The following is a 20,717-nucleotide window of genomic DNA, read 5'->3' on the forward strand; positions in this document are numbered from 1 at the left end:
AGCCGACGGCAGAGCTGCGTGAGGACGGGGAGGGGTGGAGGACGCCGCGCCTGGTCCGGAGGGTTCACCGGAATGCGCGAAGAGCGACGACGAGGGGCAGCTCGCTTGTTCGAGGCCCCACTCAACGAGTGAGGGCTCATTCACAGCGCGTGTGCAACTAAACTGCTGTGTCTCGTTGACGCCGTCAACAATGTTCTTCATTGATGTCGTCCGGCTGCGCTGTGTACGGTGGCAGGTATGTCAGACACCCCTGCGGCTCCCGTCAACGCACTGGTCACGGGCGCTGAGATCGCCAGGCTCGCAGGCGTCACCCGTGCCGCCGTATCCAACTGGAGGCGGCGGTACGACGACTTCCCCGCGCCCGCGGGTGGTGGAGTCAACAGCCCGCTTTTCGATCTGGCCGAGGTGCAGGCCTGGCTGGACAGCCAGCGCAAGGGGCAGCAGGTGTCGGCGGAGGTCCAACTGTGGCAGGCGTTGCGCGGAGCGTACGGAGACGAGATGGTCGGGGCTCTCGCCGACGTCGCCCAGCTCCTCGCCCACTCCGACGCGGAGGTGCCGACCGGGCTGCCGGACGAGGCCGTCCGGTTGGCGCGGGAACTGGCAGCGCAGGGATCGGCCGCCGAGGTCGTCGACGCGCTCGCCGAACGCTTCACCGACTCGGTACGCAGGGCCGGATCGGATCAGGTCACGTCACCGCGCGTGGTCCGTGCCGTTCGCCACTGCGCCGGTGAGGTGTCGGCGGACACGACGCTCTTCGACCCGGCCTGCGGTATCGGCACACTGTTGTTGGCCGTCGGCCCGGAGCGCGGGCCAAGGCGCTATGGCCAGGAGTCCGACGCCCGCAGCGCCTCCTTCGCCCAATCGCGTGTCGACCTGGCCGGACGCGGCGGGGTGGACATCGCCACCGGTGACTCCCTGCGGGACGACCGCTGGGCCGACCTCAAGGCCGATCTCGTCGTCTGTGACCCGCCGGTCGGCGACACGGACTGGGGCCGTGAGGAACTGCTGCTCGACTCTCGCTGGGAGCTCGGCACCCCCTCACGTGCCGAAGGCGAGCTCGCCTGGCTGCAACACGCCTACGCGCACACCGCGCCCGGTGGCCGCGTGCTGATGGTCATGCCGGCCTCGGTGGCCTACCGCAAGGCCGGCCGTCGCATCCGTGCCGAGCTCGTACGGCGCGGCATTCTCACCCAGATCACCGCCCTTGCGCCTGGCACCGCTTCCTCGCACGCGCTGCCCGTCCACCTGTGGCACCTGCGTCGCCCTCGAACCCTCGGCGACACCGGGGGAACTGTGCGCATGGTCGACCTGACCGCGAACGATCCCGACGGCACGTTGGAACCAGGGCCCGGCCAAGCCGCGGACGTGCCGCTGATCGACCTGTTGGACGACACGGTGGACCTTACTCCCGGCCGCCATGTCGAGGAGTCACACCGTAACTACGCGTCTGAATACGAAAATTTGCGACAGGAGTTGACGGAACAAGTTCGGTTGCTGGCCGAGCTGTTGCCGGCGTTGGCCGCGGGGGAGGATCCCGGCGTCCTGGACGGCCCCTCCGTCAGCGTCGCGGACCTCGCACGCGCCGGTCTTGTCGAGTACGGCGGTCCGGAACGTCCGGAGCCGGTCTCTGTCAGTGAGCACCTCGACACCGACTACCTACAGGGCTTTCTGCGCAGCGCGGTGAACACCCGGCGCTCGACGAGCGCGAGCGGCACCTTCCGACTCGATGGCAAGGGCGCCCGTGTCCCACAGATGGACATCGCCCAACAACGCCGGTTCGGAGCCGTCTTCCGAGCCCTCCAGGAGTTCGAGGAGCGGGCGCGGCGGGTGACCGAGCTGAGCCGGGAGGCGGCGGCGCTGGCACGGGACGGGTTGGGCAACGGAGCTCTCACCCCGCGGGGTTGAGGAACGGGCTGCCGACCCCGCTCCAGGAGACAGCCAGTGCTTCCCGCGCTCGCGTACATGCCACGAAAAGCAGGCACCGCTCCCGCAGCAGATCCGAATCGTGCTGCAACGCGTCCACGGAAGCGGGTGTCACCTCGCGGGCGAACGGTACGGCGCTCGCGGTCACCCCCAGGACGGCGACACAGCGGAACTCCAATCCCTTCATGGCGTGCATCGTGGCGAGCCGTACACCCTCCACGCCCGGCCCGGGGTCGTCCCGGACCCGGACCACCGGCACCCGGGACGCGGCGAGCTTGTCGTGGACCTTGTCGAGGAGGACGTTGAAACGGGCGCACACGCCGATCTCGGACGGTCGGACGCCCTGCGAGATCCATGCCTGGACGCGGTCGACGAGAGCCGCGACCTCCGCCTGCTCGGAGCCGTACCCGTCGGTGTGCGGTCGGTGGCCGTGCAGCAGTGAGCGGTAACCGGCGAGGCTGTCGCTGCCGTCGCCGCCCAGGTCGTCGATGGTCACCGGGCTGAGAATGCCGGTCGACCAGGCGAGGATCTCCTCCGTGCTGCGGTAGTTGATGCGGAGGCGATGGGCGCGCCCGGTCACCCGGATGCCCAGCGAACCGAGCGACACCTTCGAGTCGTAGATGCGTTGATGGGGATCGCCCGTGAGGAACAGATCGTCAGGGCCGGGTGCCACCGCGCCACGCAGTACTCGCCACTGGGCGGGGTGCAAATCCTGCGCCTCGTCGACCACGACGTGGTCATGGGTGGGAGCCGAGCCGCTCAACAGCTCTGCCGCACGCGAGCACACCCCCAGATGCGTCGTGGCTCGCTGCTCGCGCAGCATCGACTCGAAAAGTTGGACGGCGGGCCAGAGCTGGTCCCGTCGCGCGGACGGCAGCGCGCTGCCGCGACCGCGCCGGGAGGCGGCGCGGTAGGCGTCCAGGGTTCGCAGATCCTGAGCAAGGACGACGTGCCGGTATTCCTGCGCCAGGAACTGTTCGGTCCACGGTAGGCCGAGTTTCTTGACGACGCGTTCCCACAGCTGCCGTTCCTCCCGGTCGTTGACGGGAGAAGGAGCCCTGCCGTCGTGGCGGGTCACCACACCGTGCGCGTAGGCGTTGACCGTGGTCACGTCCACCCGGTCGAGCAGCGAGACGTCGCCGTCGAGGAGCAGGGACAGGCTCTCGCGCAGGGAGGAGGCCAGCGCATTGGTGAAGGTGGTGAGCAGGACGCGGGTGTCGGGGGAACGGGCGAGGAGGTGTTTGACCCGGTGCAGTGCCGCGACCGTCTTGCCCGTGCCCGGACCACCGGTTACCTGGACCGGCCCGCCGTACGACACCCGATAGGCGACTCGGCGCTGCGACGGGTGCAGGAACACCCGCCAGGCCGCGAACGGCTTCTCCAGGATGTCGGAGAGTTCCTGCGGGCCGGTGACCAGGGTGATGCGGCTGGTGGTGTTGGCGATGGCGACGGCGAGGCTCTCGTCCGGGTCGGGAGCGGCGTCGACCGGTCGCCGCACGGCCACCACGTCCCGGTACACATCCTCGGCGCTGAACCCCTCCGCGAGATACTGCAGCGCCTCGAACTGGTCCTCGGGCAGCAGTGTGCCGAACGCCTCCAGCTGCGCTTTGTCGACGATGGTCCGTACAGCCCTCATGACCTGGTCGTCGATGCCCAGCTCACGCAGCACGGTGTCGGAGTACTTCGCGAACAGCAGTGAGGGCGCGGCGGCCGCCGCCTTCTCCAGCGCCGGGGTCAGCTGCTCGATGGCGGCCACGTTGCGGACTTCCAGCGCCCGCGTCGCGGAGTTCGTCGTGTACAGGCGTTTGGCCGCCCATGTGTAGGCGTCGTCATGCCGGACGACGTTGACCAGCAGGAAGACATCGCTGCCGTCGTCCGGGGCGAGGACCACGCCCCGCCAGAAGTCGTTGACGCGGATCGTCCGCATGCGCCGGTCGCGGGCGTTCTCCACGGACTCCAGGTGCAGTCCCTTGTCCGCGTGCAGTTCGGCCACGGTGAGCTGCTGGAACTTCTGCATCGCCTTGCGCACGCCGGCCCTGACGGGCTTCTCCAGGAGGTCGTAGCTCTCCCAGAAACTGTTGGCGAACGCGAGCTGCGGCACGAGGTGAACTCCCCACCCTGGACGGACACTCCGCAGTCGATCATACGCGCGGTGTGTTCACCAGTCGGAGTGCGATCTGCTCGATGTCCGTGAGTACACCGGAGGGCTCCTGGTCCAGGTCGAGCGCGTGTTGGTGGATGACGATGCCGGCGTGCCGCACGGTGTGGGCCGCGTGCGCGGCGTTGCCCTTCGCATACACGAGATGTCCCTCTCGAAGGCCCAGCGCGGTGCAGTACGCCAGCATCTGGTAGAGGTCGTCGTCGGGATAGCCTCCGCGTTTCTCCGCCTTGTACTTGGCGTCCACGACGGCACACGGGGTGCCGTCCGGCCCGTAGAGCACGAAGTCGGGTTTCATGCGGATCGCGGCCGCCTCGTCGAGGTGGTGCGGGTCCTGGAGCCGGGCCGTGTGCCCGGTGCCGCAACAGGCGTCCCGCAGCGCGACGGTCACGAAGTCCTCGAAGAGTTTGTTCATGTCGAACATGAACCCGTCGACGCGGAGCCCTCCGGGCGCGTGCTCGGCGGAGACGCCGTCCAGGACCGCGCGGGCGAGGTGCAGTGCATGGTGGTACCGGGCGTTGAGACGAGTCGGCTGCCAGTTGGGGATCGGCTTCCCACGTACGATCGCGGTCACGTCGGCCAACCGGATCCGCTGGTGCAGCAGCCTGCGGCGTACCTCGTGCGGGACACCGGGCAGCCGCAGGAGACGCTCGACGGCTGTACGCAGGATGCGGTTCTCCGCGATGTCGGTGGTGAACTCGTCGTACGCCACCTCCACCGGCAGTGTCGCCCCGAAGCGGCGCCGTATCTGCTCGGCCTCCCGAAGCCGTCCCCGTATGACGAGAGCGGTTTCTTCCGTTGCCTTGTACCCCTGCAGCAGTCCTCGCCGCAGTGATCGGTCGACCTGCCGTTCCACAGCGTGGGCGAGCGCGGGCACCAGGTCGCGGTGCTCGGCGATCTCGACCTCCCCGTCCCGCCAACTGCTCTTGCGATCGAGGCTGTAGCCCAGCAGGAAGAAGAGACGGACGATGGGCACCTTGGACGTGACGCGCACGGTGAGCGGCGCGCCACCCGGGACAGTGACCGTCACCGCCCCGACCTTGCTGCCCGCCCGCAGCGACCAGTGCCCGGGCGAGTACGGGTCGCGGGTCGCCTCCACGATCTCGGCGTCGGCCAGCGCCCGACCGACAGGGTCGGGAAGGGCACGGCGGACGGCCGGCGCGTGCTCCACCAGCTCGACGGGCGCCACGGAGTTCACGGATTCCGCGATGGCGGTCACCCGAGCGACTCCCGCAGCGCGGCCAGCCCGTACCGCTTCTCGATGTCCAGGCCCTCCCCGTAGTGGTGCTCTTCCAGCAGCGGCAGGATCTTCGTCCGCCAGGTCCGCTCCAGACCACCCTCCCGGTAGACACCCTTCTTCATCAGATAGGACGGTCCTATGCGGAAGTCCGCGTCGTCGATACGGGAGTTGAGTACGTCGAGCAGGTCGGCGGGCTCGGTGTTCCTGCCCTCCTTCTCCAGCCAGCGGCGCAGCAGACCGCTTGTCGGTTCGGTTCGCGGCGACAGCTCCACGAACGCGAACCGGCGCCGCATCGCCGCGTCCACAAGGGCGATCGAGCGGTCAGCGGTGTTCATCGTGCCGATGACGAACAGGTTCGACGGCAGGGCGAAGTCGTCGCCGGAGTACGTCAGCCGCACCGACTTGTTGCGGTACTCCAGCAGGAAGTACAGCTCGCCGAAGACCTTCGCCAGGTTGGCGCGGTTGATCTCGTCGATGATCAGGAAGTGCGGGATGTGCCGGTTGCCCTCGCGGGAGGCGAGGTCGGCGAGTTCCCGCAGCGGTCCGGCGGTGAGACGGAACGCGACCTCCCTCGTCTGTGAGTCTTCCTGCGGCCGGAACCCCTCGAAGAAGTCCTCATAGGCGTACGAGGGATGGAACTGCACGAGCTTGACCTGCTCGGGCCCGCCGCCGAGGAACTCGGCCAGCTTCAGCGCCAGATACGTCTTTCCGGTGCCCGGCGGCCCGTACAGCACCAACTGCCGCTCGTCCCACAGCAGATCGCGCACCTCACGCAGCCACTCCGTCTCGTGCACGAGAAGCTCGTCGGCCAGCTCGTGCGTCGGCTCGGGCAGCTCCAGCTCGCGCCGGGCGGTGAGGGCCGGGATCTCCAGGCTGGGGTCCCGCTCTATGGCCTCCGCCTCCTCGACCAGTTCCTGGTCGGTCAGGCCAAGGCCTTCGATGTGGGCCTGAACCATGGTGAGGTCGACGACGTCATGCTGGACGGACAGCTTCTGCTGGAGCTCTTCCGGAAGTTCGTCGTAGGAGTGCCCCGTCGGCTGCCACTCCACCGGCCGCCGCAGATTGGACCGCCGGTCGTCCGACTGAGTCTGCTCCGGCTCGCCGGTGATCTCACCGACGTACAGGTGCCCTCCGGAGATGGTGCACACCGTGTCGCCCGGCTTCATCCGGGACAGGAAGGCGTGCACGTCCTCGACGAGTTGCTGCTGCTGGCTGTAGGTGGCCGTCGACTCGTAGTCCTCCTGGACCAGGGTGCGCAGCTCGTCCTTCCCGATGCCCTGCCGGAGGCCCTGGCGCAGACGGGAGGCGGCGAGGGTGACGAGTCCCTCCGGGATCCAGAGGCGCTTGACCAGGTCGAGCCCGGTGACGTTCGAGCCGCGTACCAGCCACGGCCGGTTGGGGACGGCCGACGACTGTCCGAGGAACTCGATGAGCGAGCGGCCGTCGGCGGACTTCCACACCCCCCACCCGTTGACGCTGCATCCCATGAGGATTTCCGCGGCTGCCGACGGCGAGGTGCACTCGATGTCCGACACGGTCTCCAGACAACCGGCCCAACGCTCGGACCTGCGGATCACCCCTGTGTCGATCAGCTGCTGCCGCGTGTAGTACGACGGTGGCCTCCGCGCGGCGAACGACGGAACGATGTTGGCGCGGACCGGCGAACCCGCCAGTACGACGAACTTCCGGCTTCCCTTCGCGCCCTTCTCCGCCAGCAGCCGCCCCCGGGCCACCATCCTGCCGTTCGGCAACCTCAGCCGGAACTCCGGAGACTCGTCGCCCATGGAAATCCCCCTCAATACCCACCGCTCCGATCTTGCCTGCAGCGTACTGGCCGGGACTGACAGCCCTCTCCGGACACACTCCGCCGGCTTCGTACCTGACGCGCGAGTGGTACAGGCGTTCGTGGACCCGGCGGCCATCACCTACGTCGGATCGGTCGGGGGGTCGTCGTCCTGGTGGGTCGCCAGTGCGGCCGGCAGCGGCATCCCGTACTTGTCACACAGGAATCGGGTCTGGCAGTACCGCTGGGCCTCGGCGGCCACCCTGCCGAGGACTGCGGCATTCATGCCGGCGCCGATAAGGACGCCCACGAACGGCACGACCTTGGCGACGTTCTTGACCGGCACCTTGGAGCCGGCCGGGCCGAGCTGCTGCATCAGTTTCTCAAGGGCGGCCAGGAGGCGGTGGTCCTGGCGAAGTTTGTTCGACCACCTCACGCGTCCCTTGATCGCGTTCGCTGCCATCGCGGTCTCTCGCAGCGGCTCGGCCTTGGCCGCCTGTGCCATGAACGACTGGTGGACCAGGCGTTGGATGAAGATCTGCTCAGCTGGGTCTTTGGCGTCGTAGCCGTAGGAGTACGCGATGCGCGAGGCGATCGACGTGCTCAGGACCTGGATGACGAGGATGTCCGCTGTCATCGCGACGGGTATACCGGCGACGGGGACCATGGCCAGCAGACCCATGGCCCCACCTTCGAACGCGCCGGCGGTGCGCCACTTGAGGGAGTTCCGGGTCAGAAGCCGGTCGCAGAACCTGAGATCCTGCTGCCGCAGTTCGGCGAAACTGTCGAGTTCGAGGCCTTGCTTGCGGGCGAGCTTCTCGACGCTCTTGGGATCGTTCAGGTCCATGGCCAAGTCGTTGACCAGTTCGAGCAACGCTGCCGCGCCTGCGAGCGCCGGGCGCATGGCCTTGTCGGCGACCGCGCCGCCCGCGCGACGGATCGGTTCCGTGACCGCCTCTGGCACAGCGTCCGTAACCCGTCTCGCCGCGTTTCCCGCGGCCTCACCGGCGCGACCGAGCGCGTTGCTCGCCCAATTGGGCAGACCGCGACGGTTGTTGCGGCGCTCCCAGTGCTCGTTGAGCGTCTCCCATACCTGCTCCTCGTACGTGCTCATCGGGGTCGCGTCGTCGTCGACGAGCGGGTCGGTGTCGGTGCTCATTGGAGTTCTCCATCAGCGGTCGAATTTCGTGAAGGACAGATGGGGCTGGTCAGGAGGAGCGCCAGCGGTTGCGGCCGTCCGAGCCGGGGCCGCAGACCATGGGGGTGCCCTTCGTGGTGACGCCGGTCGCGCCTTGCGGAGAGCAGTACGAGCCGGGGTGGACGGTGCCGACGCCACCGCCTCCGGTGGAGCCGCCGGATGAGGACGTGGAGCCGCCACCAGTCGAACTGTCCTCCCTTCCGGTGTTGTTGTCGTTCTCGTAGTCGGGATCGTTGGCCGGGATCTTGTAGGTCGTGTCCTTGGCCTTGGGGCAGTCCTGGACGAGGTCGGCGTCGGTCCACCGGCCCAGGTCGAGGCTGATCGTGGTGGTGGAGGTGACCTCGGCCCCCTCGTCCGGGGACTGGAAGCACACCCGCCACTCGTCGCCGTCCTCGGCGGCCTCCTCGGCGGTGGGCGCGTCGAGGTCGAGGTAGACGTCGTCGAGCGTGACGCTGTCGAGATCGATGCCGGCCTGCTTCAGATCCTTGGCCGCTGTGGTGTAGGTGGCACCGACGACACCCGGCATCTTCGGCCACGGGAGCGGGCCGCCGTCCTTCTCGGGGCACGGTTCGTCGTTCTTGACGGCAGCGAAGTTGATGCTCTTCGCGGTGGTGTCGGCCTTCTGGAAGCACACCGTCCACAGGGACCGCATCATGATCGAGCGGTCGTCCTCGGCAGCGTCGTGGGAGCTGGTGGTGAACCCTGCGGAACGTGCGTCCTTCTCCGCCTCGTCCAGTGGCTTCCCGGTGTGGTCGGCGGCCTTGAGGGCCTTCGCCGGGGTCGGGGACGACGCGGCCTCGGCGTTCACCCCTCCGTCGTCCCGTGCCTTGGCGTCGGGCTGCTTCGTTCCGCTCTCATCGAGCTGCCCGCCCAGGCCCGCGCCGACCGACAGCAGCACGAAGGCCCCGAACGTCGCGCCCAGCTTGGCGAACCAGGGCCACTTCGGCAGCACCCAGACCGCCACCATGGCGGCGATCATCACGACGAAGCCGAGCCCGAAGCTGAACGCGCCGAGCAGAGCGACGAGGGCGAGGATGCCGAGCACGGCGGGTGTGGCCCTCCACCAAGGGCGGGGTGGGGCTGGGGCGTTGTAAGGGTTCACGTGGCGCTGTGCTCCTCTGGTACGGATGTGGTGCGGCCGGGCGTGGACTCGTGTGGTCCGGGGTCCGATGACCAGCCGGGGCGCGGGGTCGTGGCGGGTGGGTCGCGTCAGGTCAGGGTGTTGTTCAGATGCGGGCCCATGTAACCGACGTAGATTCCGTGATCGGTACAGGCTCCGTCGTAGTAGTGCAGACGCGGCGCGATGGTGTTGCCTCCGCCGATCCGCAGGTGGGCACCCATGAACAGCTTGCCGTCCGGATGCACGTGGCGGGGTACGGGGAACGTGCGTGCCCGGCTCCAGTCGCCGTTCGCCTTGACGGACTTCGACTCGTCTCTGACGACCTTGCGGGGCGAGATCACGTGGGCTCCCTCGGGCGCGTCCGCACACCACTGCTTGAAGTCGCTGTTCGCCTTGCCGTTCGCGACGGCTTCCGCGAAGTCCTGAAGTGCCAGCAGGGAGTCCCAGGCCATGCGGACCCAGGACGAACCGTAGGCCTGGTCATCGAGTTCCAAGGTGTACTTGCGCCGGCCGCTGAAGTGAACGCGTCGCATGCCCTCGATCCGGTCCAGGATCTCGGCGAAGGATGTGGGCGCGTCCACCGACGGGTCCACCGTCCTGTACGCCTGCTCGGCGGCGCCCAGCCTCAGCAGTTCCTTCTGCAGTTCCCGTATCTGGGCCTTGGCCCGGTGGAGTTCCTTGTACTGCTCGTCGTAGTCGACGACGACCTGGGCCTCGTTGTTCTCCGCCTGACGCAGTTCCCGCTTGAGGTCACGGATCTCGTCCGCTCTGACACGCTGTTCGCGTGCCGCCTCTTCCAGGATCTCGTGCAGGGCGTCGTTCTCGTCGCGCAGCCGCTCCTGTTCGGAGCCGCCGATCCCGTCCCTGGCCCGTGTGCGCATGAGTGGCACGGAATCCAGAGCGTCGGGCAGCGGCAGACGGGTGGCGAGTCCCTGCGGGAGCTGGTTCAGGAGACGGGCGGCCAGGCGAGGGTTCTCCGTGATCAGCCGTTTCGACATCACACGATGCCGCTGGCCGTCGGCCGGCCAGGCCGGGTCGACGCCGGGCAGGTAGGTGCGGATCCCCCCGTTGTACACGCGGTGATGTTCCATCGCCCGGTTGAAGACCGACTCGGCCCCTGGGGTGAGCACGTAGAGGATCGCCAATCCCACCAGGGGCCGGACGAGTGGGTCGATCGTCCCCTCCAGCCAGGCGTCGAAGTCGACGTCGTGCGGCGTGCTCGCCATGACGACGGGGAGGCGTCGGTCGGCGTCGCACAATTCGTCTATGACCGCCTCGACATCCTCCGCCTCGACGACTTGGGGCATGGGCGTCACGTCCGCCAGGCCGTCGTGTGTGTCGAGTGCCTCCAGCAAATGTCTTGCGAGCCGGGGTGTCTTGGCGGGGACGGGGGCCGCGTCGGCGTCGTCGGGGAGGTGCTCGACGTCGAGCTGGACCCAGGTCGGCCCGTCGGCGATCTGCCGTGTCACGACGGTGGTCTGCCAGGTGCCGCCGGGCGCGGTCTCCCGGAGCCGCCATCGTCCGTATGCGCCGGTGACACCCGTGACGGAGTCGTGGTCGAGTGTGACTCCGCGGGCTATCTCGTTACGACCTTCGGCCAGTGCGGCGACGTTGTAGCGCTTGGGCGGTTGAGTGAGCCAGTGGCGCAGCTGCTCGTCGACCAGAGCACCGGTCCGCACGTAACCGGTACGGCTGGTAACCACCATGCGGTAGCGGCGGGCGTCCATCAATGAGCTCCTCATGCGTGCGGTTGCTCGGGGTCGATCACGTCGTGCATGACTTCGCCGGGGTTTTCTCCGGCTTCCTCCGCACGGTGGGGCCCTGGAAGCCCTTCACTGTGCGGCGGGGGCCCCAAGGTGACGCGGGGACATTGAGCCGTTGTGATCCGAGCATGACGGTAGCTTGTTAGCGTCGTCAACAGACTTGGAGAAGTCGCGACGGTGGGATTGTGTACGCCTGTTCGAGCGTTCTGTCCGGAACGCACCTGGGTCGCGAGGTGCCGGCGGTTGTGGGTATCGGCCCGAGGAGTGTCCGGGCTCCGATCCCACGGCGACGTCACCACGGGAACATGGTCTGTTCCCCGATGTTGTCGTGCAGGGCTCGGTGAGGGGTGGCCCGTTCGGTGAGGAATGCTTTCACCGCGAGCACATGGGTGTCGCTCAGGGCGAGGGCGACGAGGCGTCGGGCCCGGGTGACGGCGACGTACAGGACGCGCAGCGCTTCGGCGGTCTCGGGGGTGCTTTGGGCCGCGGCACCTGTCGTCCATGCCTTGATCAGCAGGTCCGAGCGGCGATCGTCCTCCTTCGCCTTGCCGACCGGCGGGACGATGATCAGGACGGCGTCGGCTTCCTGGCCCTTCACCGCGTGTACGGTACCCGCGCGGCCGACGGCGGTTCGCGCGGATTGCGGATCGCCGAATCCCACAAGCTCCCACGCCTCGGCCCTGGGACGCGTGCAGCGGTACGCGCCCGTGGTCTTCGGCTCCATGCCGAGGCGAACGGCCTCCTCCCGGAGGGCCTGGCACGCCGCACGGCTCCAGTCACGGGGCGGGATGCTCAGTGGGGGAAACTTCCGCAACAACGTCTGCTGGACGATACGGAGTTCGCCGCCGGTGAGGTGGTGGCGGGAGAGCCCGACCGGTTCCGGCTCGTCCGGTGCCACACCGTGCCAGTGGTCCAGCACGGCCTCACGCAGGGTCCGTCCCGCGAGCTCCCGCTGACGCGTGGCCGCCGCCGGGGAGCGCAGCACGGCCGTCGCCCAGATCAGGCGGTCGAGCTTGGCCGTCGGCACGGTCCGTGTCCCGGTCATCGCCTTCGGCAGGAGGGAGCGGCGGTGCGCCACGACCAGACGTTCCTGCGGCGGGATGCCGAGCCGCGTCGCTTCCCGGTTGAAGTCGCCGATCCACTCGGTGTCCGTACGGTCCGTGGTGGGGATGAGGAGGACCGGTGCCGTCTCGGCGTGGTGGGGGCCGGTGGCGACGTCGCGTGGAGCGTCGGAGGTGCGCAAGGTGTGGGCGAGGTCGCAAATGACCTGCGTACTGCGCCAGTTGTGGCTCAGTCGGTGGTCCGGCTCGGTGGTGAAGCCCAGTCGGGTGCGGTCGCCTCCCGCGCGTCGATGGTGGTCACGGAAGCCGTAGATGCTCTGGTCGGGGTCTCCAACGAGCAGCAGGGGGACACCTGCGGCACGGATCAGGTCCACGAGGATCAGGTCGTCGTCGGAGCAGTCCTGCGCTTCGTCGATGACGATCTCGGCGAACCGCGTGTTCAGCACGCGTGCGATGCGCTCCCGGCGGCTGCCGCGGGTCAGCAGCGAGTGGGCCATGTCGCGCAGCTGATCGCCGGACAGGTATCCCGCCTGCCACAGCTCGCGCATGGCCCGCCCCGCCCAGGAGGTCAGACGTGCCGCCGCCTTCTCGTCGTTGCGCAGCCTGTGCGGCAGGCCTCCCGGCCTGAGGGCGGGCCGCACGAGGCGTACGGCCTCGTGCTCCGCGTAGTGGAACACGAAATCGTCCAGGGTCACGCCCTCGCGGCGGGCCTGTGGATGGTCGTCCCAGGACTCCAGGCGATGCCAGGTCTTCTTTTCCGTCGGGCGCAGGTACGGCCGGACGAGGTGACGCCAGACGAAGGTGTCGAAGGTGCCGATGTAGTGGGGGAACTGCGTCAGCTCGGGGCGGCCGGCCCGTACACACCGCTTCCTGACCTCGGAGCCGGCCACCTTGGTGAAGGAGAGGACGGCTCGTCCCCGCCCCGGTGGGACAGGCCGGTCGAGGTGGCGTTCGACGACGCTTCGGGTCTTGCCCGCGCCCGGACACGCCTGCGCGTTCATCACGCGCCCCGGCTCGGTGTTCAGGTCCACGAGGGCGCGCTGCGCTGCTTCGGCTTCGGCCCGCAGAACGGTGATCTCTCGCAGGCTCGGCACATCGAGGTCTGTCAGGTCTGTCACGAGGTCTGTCAGGTCGGTCATCGGGCAGGCTCCTCGGTGATCCACAGTAGAGCTTCGCGCAGGTACGAGGGGACGACGAGCGGCGGGGCACCGTCCGGTCTGACCGCCGCTTCGGCGAGCAGAGCCTGCGCGAGGTCTCCCTTGCGGATCTTGCTCTTCTTCTCCCTCAACAGCTCGGCGAAAGCCTTCGCCTGTACGTCGAGGGGACCGCTCCCGACCCCTTTCCAGTCGTCGATCCAGCCTTGTGGGCGCTGCTCCTTCCAGGCACTGACGAGGAGTTCCCGGTTGGGCCCGCCGGCCCGGAGGATCTCGGGCTCCAGGGTGAACTCGTTGTGGAAGACCTTGGCCAGGCCGTGCGCGCTCGATGACGTGAGGAGCGCGTCGAGCTTCCGGATCCTGCCCTGGGCGGTCCGGTCGCCGTCGTCCCCGTCCGTGATCACGGCCACGCGCCGGGCTATCCGGTGCCCGCTCTCGCTGTCCGGGTACAGGAGAACACGCAGGTACGGCTCGAAGTCGACGCCGTCGATCGGCACGAGCGCCGTCCCGTGGAACCGCTGCAGACCCTCGTCGGTAAGAGTGAGCCGCGCGAACTCGGGCAGCAGAATCGCTTCCGCGATGCCCTCCACGAGCAGGACCCGCTGCCCGAACAGGAGTGTGCTGCGGGTCGCGTTGAGATAGCTGCGGACCTTGTGGTGATCGCGTCGGTCCAGCCCGAGGCGGTCCACGGCGACCGCCGTGGTCTCGTACGACGGCCGGTGCCGGGCGGTGGTGGTCCGCGAACCGTCGGTGGCCGACGGGGCCTTCCACGGTCGGCGCTGCAGAACGACCAGGTTCCGCGGGTCGACGGCCGTGGCCACGTGCGGCGAGTGAGTGGTGACGATCACCTGGATCCTGCCGAGCCAGGGACTGCCGGGCTCGGGCTGCCGTCGACGGCTCGCTTCGGCCTCCTCCGCGAGGTGGTTGAGCAGGATGGTCTGGAGCTGTGGATGCAGATGGGCTTCGGGCTCTTCCACCAGGAGCACTGTGAGGTCGGCTTCGGCCGCGTCCTGGAGCTGGGTGAGCACGGTGGCCATGTACAGGAGGTTCGCGTAGCCGAGGCCGGATTCGCCGAGGTCGCGCGGGTCGAGCCCGGCCTGCTCCATGCGGAGTCGCAGTCCGCGCGCGATGGAACTGATGGACGCGTCCGCGAACCCGAGATCGGCCGTCTGCGCGTGGGCGCCTTCCGTGAGCCGGGTGAGCCGCTTGCGTACGGCCTTGACGGCGTCGGGGAGCGGCTGGATCGCTTCCACGGCCTCGAACTGCTTACCGACGTCCTGGAGAAAGGTTTCTCGTACGGCGTTGTCCTGGAGAAGGCGCTCGATGACGAGTTGGATGCGCCCGCCGCTGCTGGAGGCGAGCTCACGCTGTGCGTCACGCAGAGGTGGGAGGTAGAGATGGCGGATGCCTTCGCGGGCCTTCGGCTCGGGGTCGTGGTCGGTCGTAGCGCCGTCCCCGGCCTGCCAGGACAGCGTGGCCCGCCGGAATCCGGTGGGCGGAGGGGTGATGGTCAGGTGGTAACCAGCGCTCTGCCCGTCCTGGTCGAATGCCTGACTGAACCGGTCCAGATCGCCTTCGACGGTGGACCGGTAGCGGGCGGACAGCTCGATCGTGGTCCGGCAGTGCTCGCCATGCTCGTCCTTCGCGCAGCTGTCGCGGTGCAGGTCGTCCCGGTCCGGATACAGCCCGCCTCCCTTGACGTCCAGCGGGAGCGTCAGAAGCCGGATCGCGTCCATCACGTTGGACTTGCCCGCGTTGTTCTCGCCCACCAGGACGGTGACGCCCGGCTGGAAGGAGACGGTGGTGTCCGCGGCCGATCGGAACCCGCGCAGGTGAAGTCGTTCGAGATACATGGGCGTTCTCCGGAGGCGAGGGCGAGCGGCGGGTCGATCGAGGCATGGCGGCACGGACATGACGGCACGTCAGAAATTTGTGTGCAGTATGAGCATGGCATCATCGTGTTAGCGACGTCAACGTACTTTCTCGTGCGACGTCGGCAACTCCGTTCATGATCTGAACAGTTGCTAACGTGGCGAGGGAGGCGGCGAGCGGAAACGGGGGAGACGATGACGTTCGGTGAAGAGTGGGCGCGGCTGGTCGCGGAGGCACAGCAGCGTCAGCCCGTGGGGATGCGGCTCAACCAGCTGGAGCCGGGATCCGCCGGTGCCGGCAAGGATCTGGTGGTCACGCAGGACGATCTCGGGGCGGTCGGTCATGAGGCGTTCCTGCTCCACGGAGAGCTGCACGAGAAAGCGGACATCGTGGGTGCGGGCGCCGACAAGAACGGAGAAGGGTCGACCGCGCGGGCGGCCCGGGAGTTCGCGGAGCGGAACATGACCATGGGCGGCGAGCTGTACACCACGCTGTCGGTGTGGGACTCGCAGGTGAAGACGGTCCTGCAGATGTGCGCGCACATCTCGAACCACCTCGACTACTCGAAGAAGCTGCACGGCAACGAGGACGCGGCGATCGCGGCCGCCATCCGAGGCCGGGACGGGACCGCCATGCCGGTTTCCGAGATCTCCAAGTACGTGCGCTGACGGGAGGTCGCACACGATGGGCGCGCTCACCTATTCCGATCTCATCGCGTTGGACCTCGGCAGGCTGAACACGGCCGTGACCGACTGGGAGACGATGGTCGGGCACCTGGCCAGGCTGCGGACCGAGGCCAGGGACGGACTGCTGAAGAAGTCCGAAGGGGCCCGTTGGCAGGGCGTCAACGCCACGGTCACCAAGGACTTCGTGCGCAGTGCCGCAAAGGAGTTCGACGATCTTTTCAAGGAGGCGCAGAGCGTTCACAACGTGCTCGCCGACGCCCACGCCGAGCTCTCGCAGATCCAGAAGCGTGCCAAGGCCCTGACCGAGGAGGCCCGTAAGGGGGGTGCGGGTCCCCACCCCGACGCCGAACCGGCCCTGCTCGTGATGGACGGTGGGAACGGAACGGTGAAGGTGATCGAGGCGGTGTGCGACGTGGAGGGAACCTCACAGCGCACGAAGGACAGGATGCAGTGGTACGCCGACACCCTCACGGGCCTGGTCGCCCACGCCGCCGAGATCGACGCCGCGGTCACCCGAGCCCTGCGCAAGTCCCACGGCGGTGACCCGCACAACGCCGGCCACGCCACGTACACCTCGCTCGACGAGGACCAGCTGCCGCGGGCGATGAAGCTCGCCTCGCTCGGTGAGGACGCGAACGCCCAGCAGCGAGCGGAACTGCGGCGGCTGTGGCAGTCGTTGAGCCCGGAGGCGCGGGGGCAGTTGTGGGCGGGACATAGGGACGACCTTCTCGCCGCCGGGCTCCTCATGCCCGCATCGAAGCGCATCGCCGCGGACTCGGGGGCGGGTGCGTACGGCGTCGAGTCCCCCACCGCACGCGACCAGTGGATCCAGACCCAGGCGGTGGCGATGTCCAACGCCGGCGACTTCGTCGGGAACACCGATGCCGCCTCCCACATGGATCACTATCTGCGCGGGCTCGGAACCCCGGTGGACCTGGACGTGGACCGGATGTTCACGGACGACGCGATGTTGCGGCAGACAGCTGAGTACGCCATCCAGGACGAGCAGGAGAGGTGGCGCGAGCAGGCGCTCGCCGAGTTCGAGAAGTCGGGTGGGCAGCCCGTGGCGTTCCCGGTGGAGACCCCGCCGCAGGGCTACACCCACAGCGACCGCAACTGGTACCTGGCCGTCGGCAGCGGCATGACGAACACGACGGGCACGGTCACGGTCGTGCCGGGCGAGAACGGCGAGCCCAAAATCAGTCTCGACTACCAGGTGAATGTGTGGGACCGGTACAACTGGGACCCCGGCAAGACAACCCCCATCGGTCCGACCGAGGTGACCGATGCCGACATGGCCCGGCTGCACACCACAGGTCTGGCCAGAGAGTTCGACATGCGAGGCAGCGGATCGGTGCAACACCACGACCTGAGTTCGAACGGCGGCTTGCCCGCCCCCGAGGCCCCGGGACGGGACGGGACGCGCAGCGATCCGGGGCGGAACGGGGACGCCCGATGACGCGCCCCCTCCACCGGCCCCGCGGAAAGCGTGTCGTCCTCGCCGCCGGAGCGGTAGCCGCCCTCTGCCTGACCGGCCCGGCCCTCACCGCCTGTTCGGCCACGGCCGAATCGGGTGCGGCCGAGTCCGGCGCGGCCGACCGGACGGGTGGGGTTCCGGAATGGGACGACAAGGCCACCCCGACGACGGTCAGCCGGCAGCTGAACATCGACCTTCCGCCCAAGGCCACCGACAAGCGTGCCGCACGTCAGAACGGCTTCCAGGACGACGGGCTGCTGCTGGTCTTCACCCTCCCCACCTCCGGCGTGGACGCCTTCGTGGAACAGCTCGGTCCCGAGAGGGAGCTGAGGCTGCGCGACGAGCCCCGCGAGAGCGTCGCGAAGCCCATGACTCCCTTCTCCCACCTCGGGCTCCCCGAACCGGAGTCGCTGCCGGACGTGCGCGAAGGGCAGGTCTGTGCCCCGTGTGCCGGTGACGTGAACTCCCTGACGATCGCGGTGCACAGGCTGGACGGCAGCGAAAGCCGGGTCTACCTCAGGGCAGTCGACTGACAGGCCGGCCTCGGTGACATTCCGCCCGACTCCTCGTCGTACATCGTCGCGGTGGTCGCGGGGGTGAGGCGGTCGCCCCCGGGCGTCGGAACACTCCTGCACGGAGGCTGCCGGGCCGACAGCCCTGCTTCGCCTGCCCCCGGTCGGCCTTCCTAGGATGTCCTCTCGTATCCGGGAGGGGATCACATGACGGTGAGCGGTACGGACGGGCTGTCGGAGCAGGAGTTCCGGCAGGCGCGAGGGGACTGGTTGGAGATCAGGGCCGGGGACCTCGCCGCCCTGTTGGAGACCGCCGAACCCCGGCTGCACGAGTTACTTCCCACCGATCTCGGCGACCGGAACCTGGTCGCCGCGGTGACGGTCGCGCGGGTCGCCGCGGACGAGGCGCGAGCCCAGCCCGTGGCCGAGACGGTCCGCTGGTTGGAGCGGTTGATCCCCAGGGGGCACCTGTACGACCTGGAGGGAGCCGTACGCGAACTCCGGTCCCAGCTCGCGACCAGCGGTGAGCCCGCTCTCTGGTCGTGGAACGCCGAGGGCTGGGAGGAGATGCTGCTGTGGCGGTGGAGGTGGAACCAGCCCGCCACTGACGATCTGTCACGTGCTCGTGCGGAATGGCGGGTCCGCTGGTCGGCGGACATCCCGGGGGTGGGGGACATCGACTGGCCGGAGCGTGCGCCGCGCCGCCACGGGCGGCGGCTCGTCACGCCCGCGGAGTTCTTCGCCGACGAACCCGAGCCGGTACGGCTGCTGGTGCGGGCGGTGCTGGACGCTCCCGACACGGCCGCCGGCGTCCAGGACGCCGTTCTGCTGCGGGAGGAGCATCTCCAGGGCGCCGGGCACCTGATGTGGCTGGCCGAGCAGCAGGCGTGCGTGGAACAGCTCGAAGCGTGGCGCCGCAGGCAGCAGGCCAGGGGATCGGAAGCCATCCGGGCGTTCCTCGCGGAGCTGTCCGAAGCCGTCAAGCGATACATGTCGCTCGTACTCCAGCCGGTCGTCGACGCTCTCTCCGCGTGCGAGCGTGCCCTGCTGGGCGACAGCAGGCACGGCGCGCGGCGCTCCGCCGCCGACTACCTGGACGCGTTCCTCGACGCGTCGGAACAGCCGGACGCGGAGGCCTGGCGGGACGACCGGCTGAGCGCGGACGTCGAACAGCAGGCGCGCGTACGCGACGAGCTGGGCGAGAAGACCTGGCACGGCATGCTCGGCACGGTCCCGGTCTGGTACCGGGTCGTCACCTCCCGGGAGGAACGGGCGGCGGCGCTGGCCTACTCGGGGAAGCCGGCGAGGTCGGTCCTCCAGGTCAGGACCGGCGCGGAGCCCCAGAGCCTGCTGTCCGACCTGTTCGGATTCGAGGGCTCGGGGGACGCGCACGAGGAGTGGTATCCCGCACCCGGCATCGAGATCGACTACGCCCCGGACAGTGCCTTCGACCTGTGCGCGCTGCTCGCCGTCGCTCAACTCGGCCACGCGCGGCTGGAGTTTCTGACGCCATTGGGTGACGGACGCTTCCAGCGGCTGCGTTCTGTCCGGGCGCAGGTCCGCGAGGACGACACCGTCGCCTGGCGGCGCTGGGCGCTCGAAGTCCTGTCGGACCTGGTCCCAGACCCGGAGGATCTGGCCGACCTGATCGCCCGGGAGGACGAGGACGACACGGATGAGAGCGACGCGGCGGACGGCCGTACGCGCGCCGACGACGACCGTACGTCGCCCGACTCCGGTGTGACTCCGAACGTCCCAGGGCGCGCACGCGAGGCGCTGCCGGAGTCACTGCTCATCAAGGTCAGGTCACTGCTGCGGAAGGCGGAGAACAGCGGGGCCACCGAGGAGGAGGCCCGCGCCTACCTGGACAAGGCCACCGAGCTCATGGCCAAGTACGGCATCGAGCAGGCCATGCTCGACGACGCCGTGACCGAGCCCGAGCGGCCCGTGGACCGGATCGTCGATCTGTACCCGCCCTACGTCAAGGAAGGGCGCCGGCTGCTCGCCAGGATCGGTTACGAGATGCGATGCCGGTCCGTGTACCCCGGCGGCAAGGACAACCGCCACCGTGTCCACCTCTTCGGCTTCGAGACCGACCTGCAGGCCACCGAGGTGCTGTTCGCGAGCCTCCGCCTGCAGATGCTGGAAGGCGCGGACCGGGCGGACCGCCGACACCGCCCTGCGGGCGAGGACGCCCGCGCCTACAAGCGGTCCTGGATGCTCGGCTTCATCCGCGAGGTGACGGCCCGGATCGCCGCCGCCCAGCAGGCCGCGAGGGCCGCCGCCGAGGAGGAAGCCGGCGCGGACGAGGAGCAGTTGTCCGGCGGGCGCAGCGTGGCCCTCGTGCTCGCCGACCGCACGACGGTGGTGCAGGCGCAGCTTGACGCGCGGTACCCGAAGCTGAGCAAAGCGCGTCCGACGAAGTTCAAGGGCACCGGCTACTGGCAAGGGGTCGCCGACGGGCGGGAGGCCGACATCGGGGGTCCGGCCTTCGACTCCGACGAGGAGGACCAGCTCACGCAACTCGCGTACTGAACTCCCGCGTCGAGTGATCCGGAAGGCCCGTGGGCCGGGGAAGACCTCGGCCCACACACCACTGAGGCCGCTGTCGCCGACCGGGAAGCCTGTGGTGGGGCAGCGCAGTACTGAACCGATCCACGCCGTCGCCTGCTCCGCTGTGACACGGGTGTCGACGCCGAGGACGCGAATGACGCCCAACAGGTCCTCGGGGCCGCGCACCTGGAGCGCCCTCTGGGCGTGACCGCCTCCT

Annotated in this window: 13 protein-coding genes; 5 read left to right on the forward strand and 8 right to left on the reverse strand. The window is 68.9% G+C overall.

All coding sequences use genetic code 11. The features are described 5' to 3' along the window. Window positions 1-237: 237 nt before the first annotated feature. Window positions 238-1,905 carry an N-6 DNA methylase gene (locus L3078_RS38160; RefSeq protein WP_239758660.1) on the forward strand — a complete coding sequence of 556 codons (1,668 nt, stop codon included), beginning with the start codon at window positions 238-240 and terminating at the stop codon, window positions 1,903-1,905. Here the strand turns inward: L3078_RS38160 and L3078_RS38165 are convergent. The 8 genes from L3078_RS38165 to L3078_RS38200 form a co-directional block, all read right to left on the reverse strand. Then, the gene (locus L3078_RS38165) at window positions 1,889-4,024 is read right to left on the reverse strand and encodes a UvrD-helicase domain-containing protein (protein WP_239758661.1); all 2,136 of its coding nucleotides are present in this window, start codon (window positions 4,022-4,024) and stop codon (window positions 1,889-1,891) included. The two genes, L3078_RS38160 and L3078_RS38165, sit on opposite strands and share 17 nt — an antisense overlap. 40 nt (window positions 4,025-4,064) lie before the next feature. Beyond that, the gene (locus L3078_RS38170) at window positions 4,065-5,300 is read right to left on the reverse strand and encodes an McrC family protein (protein ID WP_239758663.1); all 1,236 of its coding nucleotides are present in this window, start codon (window positions 5,298-5,300) and stop codon (window positions 4,065-4,067) included. After that, entirely contained in the window at window positions 5,297-7,105 is a 1,809-nt protein-coding gene (locus L3078_RS38175) for a DUF4357 domain-containing protein (protein ID WP_239758664.1), read from the reverse strand. Before L3078_RS38175 ends, L3078_RS38170 begins: the two co-directional genes overlap by 4 nt. A gap of 141 nt (window positions 7,106-7,246) precedes the next feature. Further along, window positions 7,247-8,263, reverse strand: coding sequence for an EcsC family protein (locus tag L3078_RS38180; RefSeq protein ID WP_239758665.1), 1,017 nt, complete (start codon window positions 8,261-8,263; stop codon window positions 7,247-7,249). 49 nt (window positions 8,264-8,312) lie between these two features. Then, the gene (locus tag L3078_RS38185) at window positions 8,313-9,347 is read right to left on the reverse strand and encodes a PASTA domain-containing protein (protein WP_239758666.1); all 1,035 of its coding nucleotides are present in this window, start codon (window positions 9,345-9,347) and stop codon (window positions 8,313-8,315) included. A gap of 164 nt (window positions 9,348-9,511) precedes the next feature. Continuing rightward, entirely contained in the window at window positions 9,512-11,149 is a 1,638-nt protein-coding gene (locus tag L3078_RS38190) for a hypothetical protein (protein ID WP_239758668.1), read from the reverse strand. Between the two features lie 328 nt (window positions 11,150-11,477). Then, on the reverse strand, window positions 11,478-13,385 hold the full coding sequence (locus L3078_RS38195; protein ID WP_239758670.1) for a UvrD-helicase domain-containing protein: 1,908 nt from the start codon (window positions 13,383-13,385) through the stop codon (window positions 11,478-11,480). Further along, window positions 13,382-15,253, reverse strand: a complete 1,872-nt coding sequence (locus L3078_RS38200) for an ATP-dependent nuclease (protein WP_239758672.1) — start codon at window positions 15,251-15,253, stop codon at window positions 13,382-13,384. The genes L3078_RS38195 and L3078_RS38200 overlap by 4 nt, the downstream gene beginning before the upstream one ends. Window positions 15,254-15,466: 213 nt before the next feature. On the opposite strand from L3078_RS38200, the gene L3078_RS38205 reads away from it, so the two are divergent. The 4 genes from L3078_RS38205 to L3078_RS38220 all read left to right on the forward strand — a co-directional run bounded on the left by L3078_RS38205 (window position 15,467) and on the right by L3078_RS38220 (window position 20,482). Then, window positions 15,467-15,940: a hypothetical protein gene (locus L3078_RS38205; RefSeq protein WP_239758674.1), complete on the forward strand. Its 474-nt coding sequence runs from the start codon at window positions 15,467-15,469 to the stop codon at window positions 15,938-15,940. Between the two features lie 16 nt (window positions 15,941-15,956). Continuing rightward, on the forward strand, window positions 15,957-17,417 hold the full coding sequence (locus L3078_RS38210) for a hypothetical protein (RefSeq protein WP_239758676.1): 1,461 nt from the start codon (window positions 15,957-15,959) through the stop codon (window positions 17,415-17,417). Continuing rightward, complete coding sequence (locus L3078_RS38215) at window positions 17,414-17,968, forward strand: hypothetical protein (protein ID WP_239758678.1); 555 nt, start codon at window positions 17,414-17,416, stop codon at window positions 17,966-17,968. Before L3078_RS38210 ends, L3078_RS38215 begins: the two co-directional genes overlap by 4 nt. 186 nt (window positions 17,969-18,154) lie before the next feature. Continuing rightward, window positions 18,155-20,482, forward strand: coding sequence for a DUF2786 domain-containing protein (locus L3078_RS38220; protein WP_239758680.1), 2,328 nt, complete (start codon window positions 18,155-18,157; stop codon window positions 20,480-20,482). Window positions 20,483-20,717 lie beyond the last annotated feature (235 nt).

It is taken from the genome of Streptomyces deccanensis (genome assembly GCF_022385335.1).
GTDB lineage: Bacteria > Actinomycetota > Actinomycetes > Streptomycetales > Streptomycetaceae > Streptomyces > Streptomyces deccanensis.

Coding starts and splice junctions, on each gene's coding strand:
- L3078_RS38160 (WP_239758660.1), top strand. CDS start 238: ATGTCAGACACCCCTGCGGCTCCCGTCAACGCACTGGTCACGGGCGCT.
- L3078_RS38175 (WP_239758664.1), bottom strand. CDS start 7,105: ATGGGCGACGAGTCTCCGGAGTTCCGGCTGAGGTTGCCGAACGGCAGG.
- L3078_RS38180 (WP_239758665.1), bottom strand. CDS start 8,263: ATGAGCACCGACACCGACCCGCTCGTCGACGACGACGCGACCCCGATG.
- L3078_RS38190 (WP_239758668.1), bottom strand. CDS start 11,149: ATGGACGCCCGCCGCTACCGCATGGTGGTTACCAGCCGTACCGGTTAC.
- L3078_RS38195 (WP_239758670.1), bottom strand. CDS start 13,385: ATGACCGACCTGACAGACCTCGTGACAGACCTGACAGACCTCGATGTG.
- L3078_RS38200 (WP_239758672.1), bottom strand. CDS start 15,253: ATGTATCTCGAACGACTTCACCTGCGCGGGTTCCGATCGGCCGCGGAC.
- L3078_RS38205 (WP_239758674.1), top strand. CDS start 15,467: ATGACGTTCGGTGAAGAGTGGGCGCGGCTGGTCGCGGAGGCACAGCAG.
- L3078_RS38210 (WP_239758676.1), top strand. CDS start 15,957: ATGGGCGCGCTCACCTATTCCGATCTCATCGCGTTGGACCTCGGCAGG.
- L3078_RS38215 (WP_239758678.1), top strand. CDS start 17,414: ATGACGCGCCCCCTCCACCGGCCCCGCGGAAAGCGTGTCGTCCTCGCC.
- L3078_RS38220 (WP_239758680.1), top strand. CDS start 18,155: ATGACGGTGAGCGGTACGGACGGGCTGTCGGAGCAGGAGTTCCGGCAG.